This window comes from Deltaproteobacteria bacterium, from assembly GCA_009692615.1.
GTDB lineage: Bacteria > Desulfobacterota > Binatia > UBA9968 > UBA9968 > DP-20.
Genome location: SHYW01000035.1, coordinates 16,347 through 34,161 on the forward strand (window position 1 = coordinate 16,347; position 17,815 = coordinate 34,161).

The window sequence follows — 17,815 nt, forward strand, 5'->3', positions numbered from 1 at the left end:
GATCTCGGAGTCCTTCGACGGGCTCAGGACGAACGGATCAAGAGTTGGATCGATCCAATTTATTCCGTTCATGCTGAGCCCGTTGAAGCATGTCCCGCTACTAACCCTTCAGCGCGCCCGTCGCCTTCGCTGCATGCGTGGCAATGGCGTCCATCAACGCCGGCGATAGGCAGTCGTAAGGCTCCAGCTTCAACTCTTTCAGTCTGGCGCGTACGGCGCCCATGTTCGCCGGATCGGCGCCGGATTCGATGATCGACGACACGAACGCGGCGAACTCCGGTGGCGCCCAACCTTGCTCGGATGATAATTCCGTGTGGATGAAGTCGAGGCCGAAGAACGGATGCTTGTCGTTCTCGATGCGGCCGAACATATGCACACCGCAGCTCTTGCAAGCGTGGCGTTGGATCGCCGCCTTGGCGTCGATGACCGCTAACTTGTCGCCATTGGCGGTCACGCGGACTTTGTCGCGCGGCACCACCGCAACCTGCGAGAACATCGCCCCGGCCGGTTTCCAACATTTGGTGCAGCCGCAGACATGATTGTGCGCGCACTGGCTGTCGATGGCGACCGAGACTTTTTTCTCGGAGCAGCGGCAATTAAGTTTGCCGCCAGAGAAATTGGCCGCGGCGGGTTTCAGTCCCTGATCAACCGCGGGATGAACGGAAATTGAATTTGCCATTGTGAGTTCCTCCTCTTTCTTTAATAAATCACATCAAGATGAGCGACGTGTTTTCCTTGTTTGTTCTTTGTGTCGTTTTTTTGAATCCTTCGCGGCATACAAGGCTTCAGGCGCTATATCAACACCGTTCGGCCAAGCGAGCGTTCCTGCTTCGACGAAGAATTTCTTGAAAAGCTTCAGATCCTTGAGAGGTTCAAATACTGGACCTTTGAACCATTGGGAAACATCGATGTGCTTCTCCGTTCCGTCATCGAAACGAGTAGAAACGACAAATCCACTTACATAGCGGGCTCCGACAACTTGTGGCAAATAACTCATAAATTACTCCAAGGGCTTGATTCGATTGAGTGCACGCCCATTTTCAATGTTTCTCCAATTTATCATGAGTTCGAGTCTGTGACGACGAGCCCAATCACGCACAAGTTTCCGAGCCGTCGCGGATGAAAGACTGCCAACAAGCAGTTGGCCGTTAAAGTTGAACGTGGCCTTCTCTCCCTGAAACTCGACATGAAAGTGCGGAGGATTATGATCTCCGAAATACATCCGAATAATAATTCCAAAAAACGTGGAAATGATCGGCATGGATTTTTCTTATCAGGTTGGGGCAGTCATGCATAACGGGCTGTGGTTGAGCGGCTGCGCTTTTCAGCGGCCCGCTCCAACCGCGTGTTAGGGGGCACGCCGCCGCCTTCTCACTTCTATCCGCACCCGCAGCGGCCGACGACCCAGCTGCCGCCAGCGACCTTCCATGTCCCGCCTTCTCTATGGAAGGACCATTCCCGTGGGTAGTGACGTGGGTTCTGCGAGGTAAGGGTCACGCGAGCCCAGTTGCTATCAGTCCGAACGATCAGCATCGAATCATTCGCCGTCCGTAGGAATTCTTGCTCGGAGATAGAGGGGTACTCCACAGGATATTCATTCCCACACTGCTGTGAGAACCGAGCTGAATCGAACAAGCTCATGTACAAGTGACTCTTCTTGTCATCGAGAAACGCCCTGATCATTTTGTACGAGTAATCCGTGTCTGTACAGGTCAGGCCTGCGCCACTAATCTGCCGCAAGAGATCCTTGAGGTCTTCCTTGAGGATAGCCTCCCTTAGGGCAACAACAGCTCGGCGGATCTGTCGTTCATCGGCGATCGAAAACATCCTTGTGTCTTGTGAGAAAGCTGGTGCACTCCATAGGAAAATTGATGCGCTGATAAGCGACAACAATGTCGACACCCCCTTGACCAATGGACCCCCTAACCCGTGAGTAGGTCGGTCGGCCTACTACCGAGTCTAGATTTCAATATCATTGCCAGATTTGTATTGTTAAAAAGATGACTTGTCAATTTTTTTCATCTGACAGATTCCGCCGACCAACGTAGACCGGTATTTTTTCCGTTAGGGCTGACAATGAATCGTCAGGAAATCACCATCGCAGATTTCGCCTGTTCATGTTGACGAAATCAACGACGCGGTAGTAGAAGAGCGAGGGAGCATTAATATCTTTATCGGGGACGCTTGAAATCCCTCGCCGTCAGGCGAAGTGAAGTTCCGTCATGCCGGCGAAGGCCGGCATCCAGGTGACGGGCGGCGTCCATCATACCGTTGGAAAACGGTATCCAGGTTAAGGGGATGGGGATGGACCCCGGTTTTCACCGGGGTGACGATAGGGCGGGAATGACGGAAGGAAAGTCGACTTCTAGTCGACAAATTCATAACCCCTAGGCTTGGAAACGAGGGTAGTTCAGTTTGTTTTTCTCGCGTAAGCGAATCTTTTCGGAGATGAAACCATGAAACGATCTTTTCCCGTCATCGACTCGGACGGACACATTTTGGAAAAGGATCATGAGCTGCGGGAGTATCTGCCGGCGGAGTTTCGCGCCGTGCCGGGGAAGCGGGAGTATCCGCTTTTTTCATGGGACGGTTGGGCACGCGGGGCGTTGTCGCCGCACAAGCGCGAACAACCGAGCGTCGAATTGTGGTTGCGCTTTCTCGATGCCACGGAGATTTCTCTGACGGTGCTTTATCCCAACGAAGGTTTGAATATCGGCTTGCAGCGCGATCGCGATTGGGCGGTTGGGCTGGCGCGGGCGTACAACGACTGGCTGCATCATGATTTCTTGAGCGTGAGTCCGCGCTTTCAAGGCGTGGCTTTATTGGCGCCGCAGGAGCCGGCCGAAGCGGCGAAAGAATTGCAGCGCGCGGTGCGCAATCTCGGCATGGTCGCCGGCATGCTGCCTGGCGTGATGAGTCCGATGCGCGGTTTGGGATTATTCGAGTTCGATCCGATTTACCGCATGGCCGAGCAATTGGATATTCCTCTCGCCGTGCATAGCGGGCCGGCGGTGGAGTTGGGACTGGATCATGTTCAGTCGTTCGCCGGCGTTTATCCGCTGAGCCATCCGTTCGCGCAGATGCAACAGCTGACCAGCATGATGATTTACGGCGTGTTCGAACGGTTTCCCAAGTTGCGCGTAGCATTTCTCGAATCGGGTTGTGGCTGGGTGCCGTACATGGCCGACCGATTGGACGAAAGCTGGGAGCATCGGCGCAACCGCTGGCCGCATCCGACGAAGCGTTCGCCGAGCGAGATCATGAGCGGCGGTAATCTTTTTTACGCCTGCGAGCGCGAAGAGAAAACATTAGCTAACGTCGCCGCGCTGATCGGCGCGGGACAGTTGCTTTGGGCGTCCGACTTTCCCCACGAGCGGCCATGGGACGAGTTCAGCGGCGATATCGATACATTGGTTAACAGAAAAGATTTGCCGCAGTCGCTACCGCGGAATATCCTTTACGACAATCCGCGGCGGTTTTATAAGTTTTCGCCGGAGTCGCTGACGCAAAAGTGACGAGTCCACTAACTTCTTACTTAGAAATTACGGAGGACGAATGAAAGTTCTAATTACCGGCGCCGGTTTGATCGGCACCCACACGGCAAAAGAATTGCTCGATCGCGGCGATGAAGTGACGTTTTTCGATTTCGCGCCGCGACCGGATTATATCCGTCATGTGACCGGTCGCGATGTGGCGGTGCTGCGCGGCGATATTCGCGATCTGGCGGCGTTGGTCGACGCGTTTCAAACCGCGCGGCCGGAGTGCGTGATTCATTTAGCCGCCTCGGTGGGCGAAGCGAACATCAACAACGTCTACGCCGGCTTTCAAATCAATCTCGTCGCGGCGATCAACGTCGCCGAGGCGGTGCGTCTCACCGGCGTGCGCCGGTTGGTTCACGCCAGCACCCAGGCGGTTTATTCCGGTGAAGATCCCAAAGAGTTGCTGCGCGAAGATTCACCCATCGACTGCCGCGAGCGGGTTTACAACGCTTCGAAGATCGGCTGCGAGCATGTGCTCAGAACTTACAGCGCGAAACATAAGATTGAGCTAGCGCTGCTGCGCTTCGCCGGCGTATACGGTTATTACTCCGTCGCCGGCGGACCGGGCGTCGCCGTGCAGCAAGCGGTGTGGGATGCCATGGCGAACAAACCGGTGACGCTCAATGTCTACGAGACGGTCGACTTTATTTACGCCAAAGATTTGGCCAACGGCATCGCGCTGGCGGTGCACACGTCGCCGTTGCCGCATAACGTTTATAACTTAGGCAGTGGCAGGCTGACGACGCTTGACGATGTCGAAGCTGCACTCACGGCGATTTTTCCGAGCGTCAACATGAAACGTGGCAAGTTGACGCCGCCGCGGCCGCGCATGGACATCACGCGGGCGCGCACGGAGTTGGGATTCAATCCCGAGTACAAGTTGGAAGCGGGGCTGCGCGATTACATCGCGGAGCTGAAGAAGGGATAGGCGAAGACTTTGGAATCGGAGTATTAACCGCAAAGTACGCAAAGATCGCAAAGTTCGGAAAGAAAATTTCACCATCTAGGTTCCGGGTCGCTCAGGTAGGGGCGAAAAATGTTTCGCCCTCCGATACACCTTCGCCAGAATTCAAAAGGAGACGCAACGTGAAACGAGCCTTTCCAGTTATCGATGCCGATGGGCACGTCATTGAAAATATCAAGGAGCTGCGGGCGTTTTTACCGGCGGCTTTTCACAAGGAAGATGGCAAGCGGGAATATGTTTTGTTTCCCCGCGACGGCTGGATGCGCGGCGCGTTGTCGCCGCGCAAGCGCGAGCATCCGGATGCGAAGCGCTGGATTCACTTTCTCGACAGCTGCGGCATTTCGACTACCGTGCTCTACACCAGCGCGGGCTTGAGCATCGGCTTGATTCACGATCACGACTGGGCGGTGATCATGGCGCGGGCTTATAACGACTGGCTGCACGAGCACTTTCTGCGCGTCAATCCGCGCTTCAAAGGCGTGGCGCTGTTGGCGATTCAGGAGCCGGCGGAGGCGGCGAAGGAACTCGAACGCTGCGTGCGCGACCTCGGCATGGTCGGCGGCATGTTGGCCGCGGTGATGAATCCCATGCGCGGCTACGGCTTGCCGCAGTTCGATCCGATCTTCGCCGCGGCGGAGCGCTTGAACGTTCCGCTTGGTGTGCATGCCGGATCGGCGGCGGAGTTGGGCTTGGATCATTTCACCAGTTTCGCCGGCGTCTATCCGCTTAGCCATCCGTTCGCGCAGATGCAGCAGTTGACCAGCATGATGATTCACGGTGTCTTCGAACGCTTTCCCAAGCTGCGCGTGGCGTTTCTCGAATCGGGCTGCGGTTGGGTGCCCTATTTGATGGATCGCTTGGAAGAAAGTTTCGAACATCGCTTCAACCGCTGGCCGCACAAGGCGGCGCGATCGCCCAAGGAGATCATGCGCGGCGGCAATCTTTACTATTCCTGCGAAGTCGGTGAGTCGACCCTCGCCACGGTGGCGGCGTTGATGGGCAGCTCGCAACTGATCTGGCCGTCGGATTTCCCCCATGAGAAGGATTGGCATGAATTCTCCGGCGACTTAGATAAGTTCATCAGCCGCGACGATTTGTCGGAGTCGATCACGCGGCAGATTTTGTCGGCGAATCCTTGCCGGTTGTATGGATTGTCGGAGAGTGAAATGAAAGTTTCGCTGGCTTGAACAGTCACGACCCCCACCTCTTTCCTCCCCCGCATGCGGGGGAGGATGAAGGAGGGGGATTAGCCGCGAAGGAAATCGAGATCCCAAAGTAGGGGCCGGTCGTGACCGGCCCGGCCTGGTTCGGAATCGGAATATGTCTCGCAAAGACGCCAAGGCCGCAAAGGTCGGAAAAACGAGAAAATCATTAAGTAAGTATATGAATGTTTTCCTTCCGAACTTTGCGTCTTTGCGCCTTTGCGAGAGGCGTATCCGAATCGGAAAAGACTTGCACGTGGCGCGTAAATTGACAGCTATTGCAGTGCAAAGATCGCAAAAAAAGAGAGGGCGTTTAAAATGAAAATCGCAGTCATCGACGATTACCAAAATGCTTTTAGAACTTTAAAATGTTTTCCCAAGCTGGCCGCTCATGAAGTCGTCGTTTACACCGACACGGCGAACGATGTGGCGAGTCTGGCGGAAAAATTAAAAGATGCCGACGCCGTGGTGTTGACCCAGCAGCGTTCGTATTTTCCGCGCGCGCTAATCGAGAAGCTGCCCAAGTTGAAACTCATCGGTCAAACCGGCCGGGCGGCGACACATGTCGATTTGAAGGCGTGTACCGAGAAGGGAGTTGTTGTCTCTGCGGGCGGGTCGGGCAATCCCAACGCCACGGCGGAGTTGACTTGGGGATTGATTCTCTCCTCGTTACGCAATCTACCTTTGGAAGTCACCAGTTTGAAAAATGGCGGCTGGCAATCGACATTGGGCATCGGCGTGAGCGGCAAGACCATCGGCATTTACGCTTATGGCAAGATCGGCAGCATCGTCGCCGCGGTCGGCAAAGCGTTCGGCGCCCACGTCATTTGCTGGGGGCGGGAAGGTTCGACTGGCCGCGCGAAAGCCGCCGGCTTCGAAGTCGCCAACAGCCGCGAGGGCTTCTTTGCCGAAGCGGATATTTTGAGTCTGCACCTGCCGCTCAACAACGATACTCGCGGTATTGTCACGGGCGAGGATTTGGCGCGCATGAAACCGACGGCGCGGCTCGTCAACGCCAGCCGCTCCGGCTTGATCGCCAAGGGCGCGTTGGTCGCCGCGCTCAAAGCGGGGCGACCGGGGTTTGCCGCCGTGGATGTTTACGATAGCGAACCGGTGGGCGCCGATGAGCCATTGATTAAAATGGCCAACGTCACTTGCACACCGCACTTGGGTTACGTCACCCGGGAAAGTTACGAGGAATATTATGCGACCGTGGTCGACGATCTGGTGAACTTCGCCGCCGGCAAGCCGAGCAATGTGTTGAATCCGGTGCGCTGGTAAGCCAGTGAACGGGTTATTAAAGAGTTTGAATCATCTGTCGGTTGTTGGGTGTCGGGTCCCACCAGATTCGGAACACTGCATAAGTGAGAGTGAAAGGGACATAGCCCGGATTATTCGCGGTAAAACTGCGATCGAGGTGCAACCCTTCCGGAACGAAGGCAAAACAGTTGTGCCTTGAAGATGCAAGCGCGGCGAGTTGCGTTGCGCTCAGCAGCGAAAAGGTCAAACATCGTGCCGAGCGCCGACCACACAATCAAACATTCGCGCTGGTGCCTTCGTTCCTCCAGGGTCACACCTCGATCAGCAGAGTGTCGTCAGGTTTCCTCGTTGCATGAATGATCCGGGATAGATAGTGGGGGGAATCTGCCGGGAGGAATGGATCGCCAACCCGAGTCGGTACAACGCAGAGACGCCCTACGTTGACCGGCGAGGCAATCCCAATCGGCGCGTTATTCCAGAGTGCCGGAGCGAGATTAAATAACCGCCAAAGCTATAGATTCACGCATCGACTAGCCGTACAATAAAACATGTCCGCCGGGAATTTTGCCGAGCGTTACGGTCCTTGGGCGCTGATTACCGGAGCGTCCGCCGGTATCGGCGCCGAGTTCGCGCGCCAGTTGGCCGCTCTTGGCTTGAATCTCGTTTTAGTGGCGCGGCGGCGGGAAAAACTGGAAAGCTTGGCGCGCCAACTCGAAGGGCAATTCAAGATTCAAGTTCTCTGCGTCGTCGCCGATCTGTCGCGCCAAGATTTTCTCCCAGCTATCGTTCATGCCACCGAGTCGATCGACATCGGCCTGTTGGTCAACAACGCAGGCTTCGGCGTGGCGGGAAATTTCTTGGCCCATGACATCGAACGCGAAATCGCATTGCTCGACGTCAATTGCCGTGCTCTGATGATTCTCACTCATCGCTTTGGCAACCCCATGGCGCGGCGCAAGAAGGGCGGCATCATCCTGGTCTCGTCGGTGAGCGCGTTCATCGCGACGCCCTATGAAGGCCACTATGCCGCGAGCAAAGTTTACGAATTATTTTTGGCCGAAGCCTTGGGCTACGAGCTGAAAAAAGACGGCGTCGACGTGCTCGCTCTTTGTCCCGGTTCGACGGACACGGAGTTTCACGCCATCGCTGGAAGCCCGCCGGTGGCGGCGATGGCGGTCCATCCAGTGGTCGAGTTGGCGCTGCGCCGCTTGGGCAAAGCGCCGGTGGCGATCCCCGGCTGGCATAATCGCTTGTTGGTGGGAATTTTGAAACTTACGCCGCGCCGGCTGCATACCTATTTAGCCGGCCGAACCATGGGGCGACTGACGCGGCAATAAAGTCTGCGCCAATGACGAATTGACAGATCCAAAAAGTCGGAGGGCAAGTAATGTCCAGTGTGCTCCTAGCAAATAATAAATCCGTCCGCCCCGCCGGGCTGGCGATCCCGTAGTCGATCAATCTCAGTTTGCTGCTGCTTCATTCCGGCGCCAATCTTTTTCAGTTTTTCATTTTGCCGCTTTACTTGCTCGACGTGAATCCTTGGTGGGCGCTGACGCTGGTGCCCATCGCGGCCTTGAACAATCCGCTCTGGGCGTTGATGCATGAGGCGATTCACGACGCATTTCATTCATCGGCGACGATCAACCTCGCCGCCGGACGTTGGCAATCGATTTTGTTCGGCTCGCCGTTTCAGGTTTTGCGCTTGACCCATTTGTCGCATCATAAGTTCAACCGCTCGCCGCTGGAGAAGGGCACGGAAATGTATGACGGCGCGGCGTCCTCGAAATTTATCGCCAGCTGCAAGTACTTTTCTTACATCCTGTGCGGGGTCTATTTGCTCGAAGTTTTCAGCGCCTGGTTGTTCATCCTGCCGAACGGCATGTTTCGCAAGTTTGGCGCGCGGCTGCTCGAACAGGGCGACCGCCAGGAAAAGTGGCTGGCGGCGAAGTTCCTCGACGACCGGCGTCAGCGTGAAATCCGTTTTGACGGCTTGGCGATCTTGTTGCTGTTTTGCGCCAGCGCTTACTGCTACCGCGGCCATTGGCCCGCATTCATCGGCATCGTCGCCGTGCGCGCGTTGGTGGTCTCTTTGATGGACAACATCTATCACTACGGCACGCAGCTAAAAATAACTCTTTCCGGTCATAATCTCGCGCTGCCGCGCTGGCTCGCCTCCTGCGTGCTCAATTTCAACTATCACCGAATTCATCACACCCATCCCAATGTGCCGTGGACCGGTTTGCCGCTGCTCTATGCCGTGAGCGCCGAACATTGCGATGACAAGTTTTTTACCGCCATGTTCAACCAGTTTCGCGGTCCGCTTTCCATCGAGCAATTGGCGCCGCCGGCGCGTTTAACCGAAGAGTTGCCGCTTCTCACCGTGGGATTGGAAGCGGTCCAGACCGAAGGCTAAAACCATGCGCGCACATTGGCTCGGCGATTTGATGGTCCTCACGGGGTTGCTCGGCCTGTTCTTTTGTTTCGGCCTGGGTGGCCGCGCGCTATGGGCTCCCGACGAGGGACGCTACTCGGAAGTCGCTCGGGAAATGGTGGCCAGCGGCGATTACCTCACGCCGCGCCTCGGCGGCGTGCGCTTTTTTGAAAAACCGCCGCTCTTTTATTGGACCCAAAGCGTTGCCATAAAACTGTTCGGTTTGCGCGAGTGGGCGCTGCGCCTCGGGCCGGCGCTGTTCGCGCTGTTCGGCTGTCTCGCCGTTTACTATTGCGGCCGAACCTTATTCGGCCGGCGCAGCGGTGTCTGCGCCGTCATCGTGTTGGCAACTTCCTGTCTCTATTACGTCCTCAGCCGCACCGCCAACCTCGACATGGGGCTAACCGTATTGTTGACCGGCGCGTTGATTTCATTCTTGTTGGCGCTTCGCGAACCGGCGGCTTCGCGCCGCCGCTGGGTATGGTCGTTCTTCATTTGCTGCGCTTTGGCGGTATTGCAGAAGGGGTTGATCGGCATCGTTCTGCCGGGTCTGATAATTATTTCTTGGCTGGCGATCTTTCGCGAGTGGAAGCTGCTCCGTTCTCTCCATCTTGGTTCTGGTGCGGCGATCTTCGCCGCGATCGTTTTGCCGTGGCATATTTGGGTGGCGGCACTGCATTCAGATTTTTTTGTTTTTTATTTCATCGGCGAACATTTCGAACGGTTTCTCTTTAAACACGAAGCGCTCAATCATCCCTGGTCCTACATCCCGGTGTTGCTGGTTGGTTTCTTTCCCTGGTCGCCGTTTCTCTACCAGGCGATCCGCCATAGTTTGTTTCGCTCCTCGCGGCCGCGCCATGGTTATCGCGAGGCGCTGTTTCTCGCCCTGTGGGCCGGCTGGGTGTTTGTTTTCTTTTCGCTCTCAAGTTCGAAAACCATCGCCTACGTTTTACCGATGTTTCCGCCCTTGGCGATTCTCTTGGGACGTTACTTCGCGGCGGCGTTGGACCGTCCGGCGGTGGAGGGGCTGCGAGTCGGTTACGCCATGTTGCTGGCGGCGATTCTTTTGTTGGTCCCTTTGGCGGCGCATGGGCCGCAGCATTATTTCGAAAGATATTCCAATTGGCCCGATCTCGAAGTGCCCGCCGATGAATCGACATTGCCCTCCACCGCGTTGACGGTTTACGCCGACCTGCAAAAATCGCAGCCCTATGTGATCGCCGAGCTGGCGATCCTTTTGTCCGGTGTTTTACTGGCGATTTATTTTGGCAAGCGCCGCCGCCCCGGTATGTCGTTTGCCGCTCTGGCGGCGACCTCGACCATGTTTTTGCTGGTGCTCAATCAGAGTTTGCCGGTGTTCGACCAGCGTCGATCGGTGAAGGATCTTGCCGCGGCGTTTCAGGCTTCGCTGAAGCCTGACGACGAGGTGGCAACCTATCACGCTTACTACCAAGACTTGCCGCTCTATTTGCAACGTCACATTACTCAAGTGGGCTGGGTCGAATCCTTCGAACTCGGGCAGGTTGATTTCAACCGCGCAACCAACGACGACAAGTCCTTTTGGCAGAAGTGGGATGGGCCGCGCCGGATGTTCGTGGTCACCGATCGAGCGACGTTCGATATACTTCGGCGCGAACAAGCGCGGGCGATTCACGTCGTCGCGGCCAACGATTACAGCGTGGTTTTTTCAAATCGCCTGGATCTGCCGGCGCTGGTCAATTGAGCTAGGCTCTCGCTATAATAATGATGCTTCGAGTCGATCTCCAACAGCGCTGCCGCGTTGCTTTACGTCGCGTCTACGGATATTTTATTTTCGAGTAGTGTTTTCGAGCAGCAACTTCAAACAGTCGCAAAGGGTGAGTCATGCCGACGGCAGACAAGACGGGTAAAGCGATTCGCTACTGGTTGAACCGGAGAATTCGCGCCCTCGCCATGGGAGTGATGAAGCGGCTCACCCCCAATTCGATCGAGGAGCAGTTCGATTTGCGGCGCGAGAATATTCAGAGAATTCTTTTGGTGTGCAGCATTTTTCGCATGGGCGATCTGATTCTCGCGACGCCGGCGATCCTGCTCATGCGCAAGAATTTTCCCCATGCGAAAATCGACTTCGTTGGGCCGAGCGTGGTAAAAGTGTTGTTTCAAAAGTTACCCATCGATCATCAATACGAGGTTTTCAAAAGTTTTCCCAAAGTGTGTTGGTCCTATATTGTCCTGCTAAAGCAAATCCGTGCGGCGAAATACGACTTAGCCGTTGATATCTGCGGGTCCAGCGCGGCGCTGGGTGCCTTCATCATTGGGTTTTCCCAGGCGCGGCTCAGGGCGGGGGCGCGTGGCAAATGGGATTTTTGGTTCAACCTTCGGGTCGCGAAACCGGCCAGGCGGAGTCAATACGCCAATCGGCCGCAGCTGATCGCGGCGCTCGGCCTGGAAAGCGAGCTGGTGTTTCCCAAGGTGGCTCTGTCCGCCGAGGAAAAAGAAATCGCCAAACGGCGAGTCGCGACGCTGTTGGCGGCCAATGCGTGTGCGGCGATGGCGGCGCCGGCTGAAAGCAAGATTGTCGGGTTTTTTGTCGGTGGGCGAATAACCCGCGGGAAGCGCTGGGAGAAAGAAAGTTTTCTCGAGTTGATCCGTTGTCTGCTTGCCGACGGCACGCGGCTGATGCTTTTCGTCGGCCCGGAAGAGCGCGAGTTGTTGCCGTACTTCAGCGCCGCGTTCAGCGCCCAGGCGGCGGTCGTATGCGAACCGAATGCCCGCGCGTTTGCCGGCATGATCGCCAATTGCGATCTTTTTATTGCGTGCGACAGCGGTCCGGTGCATCTAGCCTGCGCCCTCGGAATTCGCACGGTGGCGATTTTTCTTAGAAATAATTTCGCCCACTGGGGCCCGCCCGCCGAGTTGGCGCGGATTGTCTATCGCGACAAGGGGCCGACGGTGGATATGGTTTTGACGGCTTACCGCGAGGAGTTGGCTCTGCTTTCGCAGCGCGATCCGGCGGCGGGCGGCAGTGCCGTGAATGACGCCACGGCGGTGGCGCGCGCTTAAGCGTCATCGGATGGCAGAATTGGAAAAATTACTTTTTGCCGAGGCGACGCCGGCAAGCCGCCATCTTTTTTTGCTATTCCTGCTCTGTGCCGCGCTCTACTTTCCATACCTCGGCAACCTGCCGTTTTTCGACAAAGGCGAGCCGCGCGAGGCGCTGGCGGTGCAAGACATAGTCCAGCGCGGCGAGTGGTTGTTTCCGCTCAAGCGCGCCACGGCGATTCCGTCCAAGCCGCCGTTGTTTCACTGGTCGGCGGCGCTGAGCGAAAAAATAACCGGGAATCTCAATGAAGCGACGATTCGTTTCCCCTCGGCGTTTTACGCCACGCTCGGTGTGCTGTTGGTTTATCTGCTCGGCCGCCGGCTGTTCGGCGGGCCGGTGGCTGCGCTCTCCGGTGCGATTCTCGCGACCACGCTGATCTATCAAAACCAAGCGCTGAGCGCGCGGGTCGACATGACGCTGGGTTTTTTCGTCAGCGCCAGCTTGCTGCTTTTCTACGCGCTCTATCGCGACTTGCTGCGCCATCCGCTCTGGTATTTCGCGCTTTACGGTTTGGTCGGTTTGGGCACGCTGGCCAAAGGGCCGCTGGGTCTCTTGCTGCCGGCGTTGGTGATGGCAGTTTTTCTCTTGCTTAAAAGACGTTGGGATCTCATCGCCAAGTTCGCTTTTCATCCCGGCGTGGTGCTGACGTTAATTCTCGTCGTCGGTTGGTACGGTTTGGCGATCACCCGCGGCGGCGAGGGGTTCGTCAATCGTCAGCTGCTGGCGGAAAATCTCAATCGCTTTTTCGGCGGCTCTGGCCATAGCCACGGCGTCGGTTATTATCTGCCCTATCTTCTTAGTTTGGGCTTGCCGTGGAGTTTGTTCTTGCCGTTTTTGCTTTGGGATTGCTTTCGGCGCAGCTCGGTTCCAAACGACGATCGATTGTTTCTAAAAGTCTGGCTGGCGGTGATGTTTATTTTCTTTTCACTCTCGGCGGGCAAGCGGCCGGTTTATCTTTTACCGCTGTATCCGGCGTTGGCGCTGTTGACTGGGTTATGGATTGACGATCATAACGAGGCGGCGGGCGCGCGCCGCTGGCTGTTTCGCGGCTTGGCGATGTTTGCCGGGCTAGTGGGTGCGATTCTACTCGCCATCGTTGCCGGCGCTTTGTGGAATCATGAGCCCAGCTGGTTCTTTTCACCCATCGCCAAACTGCTCAAGCCCAAGGATCGCGCCAATTTGGCCTTGATTCAGAACGCGCTGAATAGTCTGGGCGCGGCCTTCACCGTGGTTTTGTCGGTGACCATGGCTCTATGGTTTTGCTTGGGACGGAACTTGTGGTTTGGCCGGCTGCGCATGGCGGCGTGGATCATCGTGCTCAACGCCCTGCCGTTCATGTTCATCAGCCGCGGCGTGCTGTTGCCGGTGATCGCCGCGGACAAGAGTTATCGAGAATTCATGCACGAGGTCAATGGCCGCGTCGGTGCAAATGACAAGTTGATCATTTACGGCGAGTTCAACAGCGATCCGGTACTGTTTTATCGCGGTAGTTTCATCGACGTCGATGAGCGGCCCATTGCCGAGGTCGCATCAAAAATTGTTGCAGGCAAGGGTTTCGTCATCATGACCGAGCCGTCATGGAAAGAGCTGCAAAAGCTCAATACGAATCTGCCCGCGCCGCTTGTTCACAGCACCGGTAAAGGTCCCGAGGGCGACGCGCCATTGGTGCTGCTGCAAGCCGCGATCTTGTAATTTCGATTTGTAAAAGAAGAGCCGTAGGATGTGGTGAGTCCGCGAACCGCATCGCACGCCTGCGAATTGTCAACGATGCGGTTCCCTTTGGTCACCGCATCCGACAAACTTTCGGAAGACTCACCGCACGCTATTAAAGAAACCTTCCTTCTCTAATTCCCGCAGCGCGCGCAGATCGACGAAGTCTTCGAATTTCCAATTCTTGCCCTTGGCTTCTTTGCCCAGTTCGTCGAGCACGGTTTGAATCCCGCCTGGAGTCGGAAACGGCCGGCGGTCGAGCACCTGTACGCTGCTCAGGAGCGCGTAGTCGACGGTCTCGGCATCGTCGGTGCGCAGCGCGGCGCGGCGCGGATCGCTGCTTTGGCGATGGTCGGATCGCTTTGCAATGCGCGGATCGATTCCGACATGGCTTTGATCACGGCTTTGACGACGCGCAGATTACGGTCGGTGTAGCTGCCGAGCATGTGCACCGAGAGAAACGGATATTCGATCTTGGTCTCGGTGAGATCGGCGAGAATGTTGAAGCCGGCTTTTTTCGCTCTCGGCACGAAGTCGGCCGCCATGATCGTGCCGTCCACCGTGCCGCCCAGGATCGCCGCCATGCGCGCGGCGGAATTGCCGATTTGTAAAACCGTCACGTCTTTTTCCGGATCGAGTCCGCCGTCCTTGAGAGCGAGGTTAGTCTGAAAATGGGAGCCCGAACCGAAGCGGCTGACGGCGACCCGTTTGCCTTTGAGCTGTTTGATCGCGGTGATCGTCGGGCCGGCGATATAGACGTGGTTGAAACGGTTGGCGACCACGGCGTTCATGCGCAGATCGGCGCCGCGCAGTCTCGCCAACATCGCTTCCGAACCTTGGGACATGACCATGTCGAAGGTGCCGGCCATGAGCGCTTGGTTGAGCAGCGAGCCGCTGTTGACGTAGATCGCTTCCAAATCGATGCCGTGCTTGCGGAACAATCCCATGCGCTTGCCGATATCGAGCAAGTAAACGTTGATGCCGGTGCCGCTGTTGCCCAAGCGTACTTTATCGAGGGACTGCGCCGATGCCGATGGTGATATCAGGCTGAGCGACAACAGCAGTGCGAGAGTGAAGAGGAAATTGCGATGAAGATATTTCACGGGCGCGGTCTCCTTTGCTGGGCTTTACGTGGCCGCATCGTAATGGTGCCGCGGGGTAATGGCAAGGAGAAACTTTGCCCCGGCACAGCCATTCGCTTGCGGCGATTAAGACGCGATGCTACATGATGCTTCGAGTCACAGGAGTCAATTTGAATATTAATCGTCGCGCCGCGCTCAAGGCGGCAATTGGCTTGGGTGCGTCGCTCACGTTCCAACCTGAAAACTTGTTTGCCCAGGCGCAGTCATTAATTCGCAAACGAATTCCTAGCTCCGGCGAGAGCATTCCGATCGTCGGCATCGGCACGGCGCGCCGTTACGAGGAAATCAAAACCGACGCGGATAAAGCGCCGCTGCGCGAGACAATCAAACAGTTTCAAGCGCTGGGCGGCACGGTGATCGACAGCTCGCCCTCTTACGGAACAGCTGAGGCCGTCGTCGGTGAATTGGTCGATGGCTTGAAAATTCGCGGCTCGCTGTTTCTGGCCACCAAGGTGAGCCTGCGCAGGGGTGGCAGGGATGAAGGCAGCAAACAGATTGAAGAGTCGTTCAAGAGACTGCGTACCGACAAGATCGATCTGCTCGCCGTGCACAACTTGCTCGACACCGATACCCAGCTCAAAACGATTCGCGAGCTGAAGGCGGCCGGGCGTGTGCGCTACGTCGGCATTACGACCTCGTTCGATAATCAATACGGCGAGTTCGAACAGACGATGAAAAAAGAAACCCTCGACTTCATCCAAGTCGATTATGCTTTGGACAATCGCGACGCCGGCGATCGGATCATTCCTCTGGCCGCCGACCGCGGCATGGCGGTGATGATCAATTTGCCTTTTGGCCGCGGTCGGCTGTTCAACGCCGTGCAGGGTAAGAAGCTGCCGGAGTGGGCGAGCGAGTTCGATTGCACGTCATGGGCGCAATTCTTTCTAAAATATATCGTGTCTCACCCGGCGATTACCTGCGCCGTGCCGGGCATGGCGCGTCCGGAGTATGTTATCGACAATCTTGGCGCCGCCCGCGGCCGTCTACCGGACGCGGCGCTGCGCAAGCGCATGGAGCAGTTTATCGATAACGTTTAGATCGGTAAGGGGTGAAGGGTAAGGGGTTAGGCGTGGAGAGCGATTCAAATTCGCAAGCCGGACAGCCAGGGGGAGTGGTTCGTGGTTTGCTGCGCTACGCCATCGACGTGCGGCCGGCGGAGCTGCGCGCCGTCGGCTGGGCGTGGCTGTATATCATTTCGATTTTCGTATCCTACTATATTCTTCGGCCGATTCGCGACGAGATGGGCGTTGCCGGCGGGGTGGAAAATCTTCCTTGGCTTTTCACCGGCACGCTGTTGGGCATGATCTTGGTCAATGCGCCCTTCGCCGCCTTGGTGGCGAAGCTGCCGCGGCTTAAGTTCATCGCTTTCACTTACCGATTTTTTGCCGTCAATTTGTTGCTCTTCGTCGTGCTGTTGCACTTGGCTTCAAGCGGCCAGAGCATCTGGATCGGCCGGCTGTTTTTCATCTGGACGTCGATTTTCAACCTGTTCGTGGTCTCGGTGTTTTGGGCGCTGATGGTCGATGTCTTCGACAGCGAACAGAGTAAGCGGCTGTTCGGCTTCATCGCCGCCGGCGCCACCGTCGGCGGTATCGTCGGTTCCAGCTTGACGGCGATCCTCGCCAAGCAGGTGCCGTCGACGGTGCTGTTACTGGCTTCCGCCATCTTGCTCGAAGTCGCGGTTTTCTGCGTCGGCCGTTTGTCGCGCTTGGCTTCTTCATTGAACTTACGGCCGGCGGTGCAACGCGACGATAGTTTGATCGGCGGTTCGCCGCTGAGCGGCATCGCCCATACGCTCAAGTCGCCTTATCTGATCAACGTCAGCACTTTTCTTTTGCTGTTCGCCATCACCTCGACGTTTCTCTACTTCCAACAAGCCGAGATCGCCAAAAAATATTTCGCCGACCGCGGCGCGCGTACGGCATTTTTCGCCAGCGTCGACCTGTGGGTCAATATTCTCACGCTGGGAGCGCAGCTGTTCGTCACCGGCCGGACATTGAAACGACTTGGCGTGGCATTGACGCTGGCGTTGTTGCCGCTGCTGAGTATTTTCGGTTTCGCGACCTTGGCCTGGGCGCCGACCATTGCCGCGCTGGTGGCCTTTCAAGTGATCCGCCGCGCCGGTAATTTCGCTTTCGCTCGGCCCGCCCGCGAAGTGCTGTTCACCGTGCTGCCGCGCGAGGATAAGTATAAAGCGAAAAGTTTTATCGACACCGTGGTGTACCGCCTGGGCGATCAAGTGGGCGCCTGGTCCTACGCGGGTTTGGGCGCGCTTGGCTTGGCGATGACGGGAGTCTCGATCGTTGCCGTGCCGATTTCGATGTTGTGGTTGCTGAACAGCTTGTGGCTCGGACGCAAACAGCGCTCATTGGAACTGCCTCAGCGCGATCCTTTGCTTTAAGAATTTCGCCTTCTTTTTGACGCGAATCTCAAACTTTCTCCGTGCCTTAGTGGAAGCGTTTCGGTGGCGCGTGTATGATCGAAT

15 protein-coding genes are annotated in these 17,815 nt (G+C 56.6%); 11 read left to right on the plus strand and 4 right to left on the minus strand.

The genetic code is table 11. The annotated features are described in order from the left end of the window. Positions 1–100: 100 nt before the first annotated feature. The 3 genes from gfa to EXR70_10600 are packed head-to-tail and all read right to left on the minus strand — an operon-like array spanning position 101 to position 1,261. The gene (gene gfa, locus EXR70_10590) at positions 101–679 is read right to left on the minus strand and encodes an S-(hydroxymethyl)glutathione synthase (GenBank protein ID MSP38925.1); all 579 of its coding nucleotides are present in this window, start codon (positions 677–679) and stop codon (positions 101–103) included. Between the two features lie 33 nt (positions 680–712). Continuing rightward, positions 713–997 carry a DUF2442 domain-containing protein gene (locus EXR70_10595; protein MSP38926.1) on the minus strand — a complete coding sequence of 95 codons (285 nt, stop codon included), beginning with the start codon at positions 995–997 and terminating at the stop codon, positions 713–715. A 3-nt stretch (positions 998–1,000) separates the two neighbouring features. Next, the gene (locus tag EXR70_10600; GenBank protein ID MSP38927.1) at positions 1,001–1,261 is read right to left on the minus strand and encodes a DUF4160 domain-containing protein; all 261 of its coding nucleotides are present in this window, start codon (positions 1,259–1,261) and stop codon (positions 1,001–1,003) included. Between the two features lie 1,195 nt (positions 1,262–2,456). Here EXR70_10600 and EXR70_10605 point away from each other — a divergent pair. The 9 genes from EXR70_10605 to EXR70_10645 all read left to right on the plus strand — a co-directional run bounded on the left by EXR70_10605 (position 2,457) and on the right by EXR70_10645 (position 14,170). Beyond that, entirely contained in the window at positions 2,457–3,515 is a 1,059-nt protein-coding gene (locus EXR70_10605; protein MSP38928.1) for an amidohydrolase, read from the plus strand. Between the two features lie 40 nt (positions 3,516–3,555). After that, entirely contained in the window at positions 3,556–4,467 is a 912-nt protein-coding gene (locus tag EXR70_10610) for an NAD(P)-dependent oxidoreductase (protein ID MSP38929.1), read from the plus strand. A gap of 158 nt (positions 4,468–4,625) precedes the next feature. Further along, a complete protein-coding gene (locus EXR70_10615) occupies positions 4,626–5,690 on the plus strand; it encodes an amidohydrolase (protein ID MSP38930.1) in 1,065 nt (354 codons plus the stop codon). 333 nt (positions 5,691–6,023) lie between these two features. Then, positions 6,024–6,986, plus strand: coding sequence for a D-2-hydroxyacid dehydrogenase family protein (locus tag EXR70_10620; protein MSP38931.1), 963 nt, complete (start codon positions 6,024–6,026; stop codon positions 6,984–6,986). A gap of 527 nt (positions 6,987–7,513) precedes the next feature. After that, positions 7,514–8,302: an SDR family oxidoreductase gene (locus EXR70_10625; GenBank protein MSP38932.1), complete on the plus strand. Its 789-nt coding sequence runs from the start codon at positions 7,514–7,516 to the stop codon at positions 8,300–8,302. A gap of 116 nt (positions 8,303–8,418) precedes the next feature. Then, the gene (locus EXR70_10630) at positions 8,419–9,378 is read left to right on the plus strand and encodes a hypothetical protein (protein MSP38933.1); all 960 of its coding nucleotides are present in this window, start codon (positions 8,419–8,421) and stop codon (positions 9,376–9,378) included. A gap of 4 nt (positions 9,379–9,382) precedes the next feature. Then, complete coding sequence (locus EXR70_10635) at positions 9,383–11,119, plus strand: glycosyltransferase family 39 protein (protein MSP38934.1); 1,737 nt, start codon at positions 9,383–9,385, stop codon at positions 11,117–11,119. Positions 11,120–11,259: 140 nt separating this feature from the next. Then, on the plus strand, positions 11,260–12,438 hold the full coding sequence (locus tag EXR70_10640) for a lipopolysaccharide heptosyltransferase family protein (GenBank protein ID MSP38935.1): 1,179 nt from the start codon (positions 11,260–11,262) through the stop codon (positions 12,436–12,438). Continuing rightward, entirely contained in the window at positions 12,410–14,170 is a 1,761-nt protein-coding gene (locus tag EXR70_10645; GenBank protein ID MSP38936.1) for a phospholipid carrier-dependent glycosyltransferase, read from the plus strand. Before EXR70_10640 ends, EXR70_10645 begins: the two co-directional genes overlap by 29 nt. A 293-nt stretch (positions 14,171–14,463) precedes the next feature. Here EXR70_10645 and EXR70_10650 read toward each other — a convergent pair whose 3' ends face one another. After that, a complete protein-coding gene (locus tag EXR70_10650; GenBank protein ID MSP38937.1) occupies positions 14,464–15,291 on the minus strand; it encodes a hypothetical protein in 828 nt (275 codons plus the stop codon). 125 nt (positions 15,292–15,416) lie between these two features. Here EXR70_10650 and EXR70_10655 point away from each other — a divergent pair, with 125 nt between their 5' ends. Beyond that, positions 15,417–16,367, plus strand: a complete 951-nt coding sequence (locus EXR70_10655; GenBank protein MSP38938.1) for an aldo/keto reductase — start codon at positions 15,417–15,419, stop codon at positions 16,365–16,367. Between the two features lie 32 nt (positions 16,368–16,399). Continuing rightward, complete coding sequence (locus EXR70_10660; protein MSP38939.1) at positions 16,400–17,731, plus strand: MFS transporter; 1,332 nt, start codon at positions 16,400–16,402, stop codon at positions 17,729–17,731. The last annotated feature ends 84 nt before the right edge of the window (positions 17,732–17,815 follow it).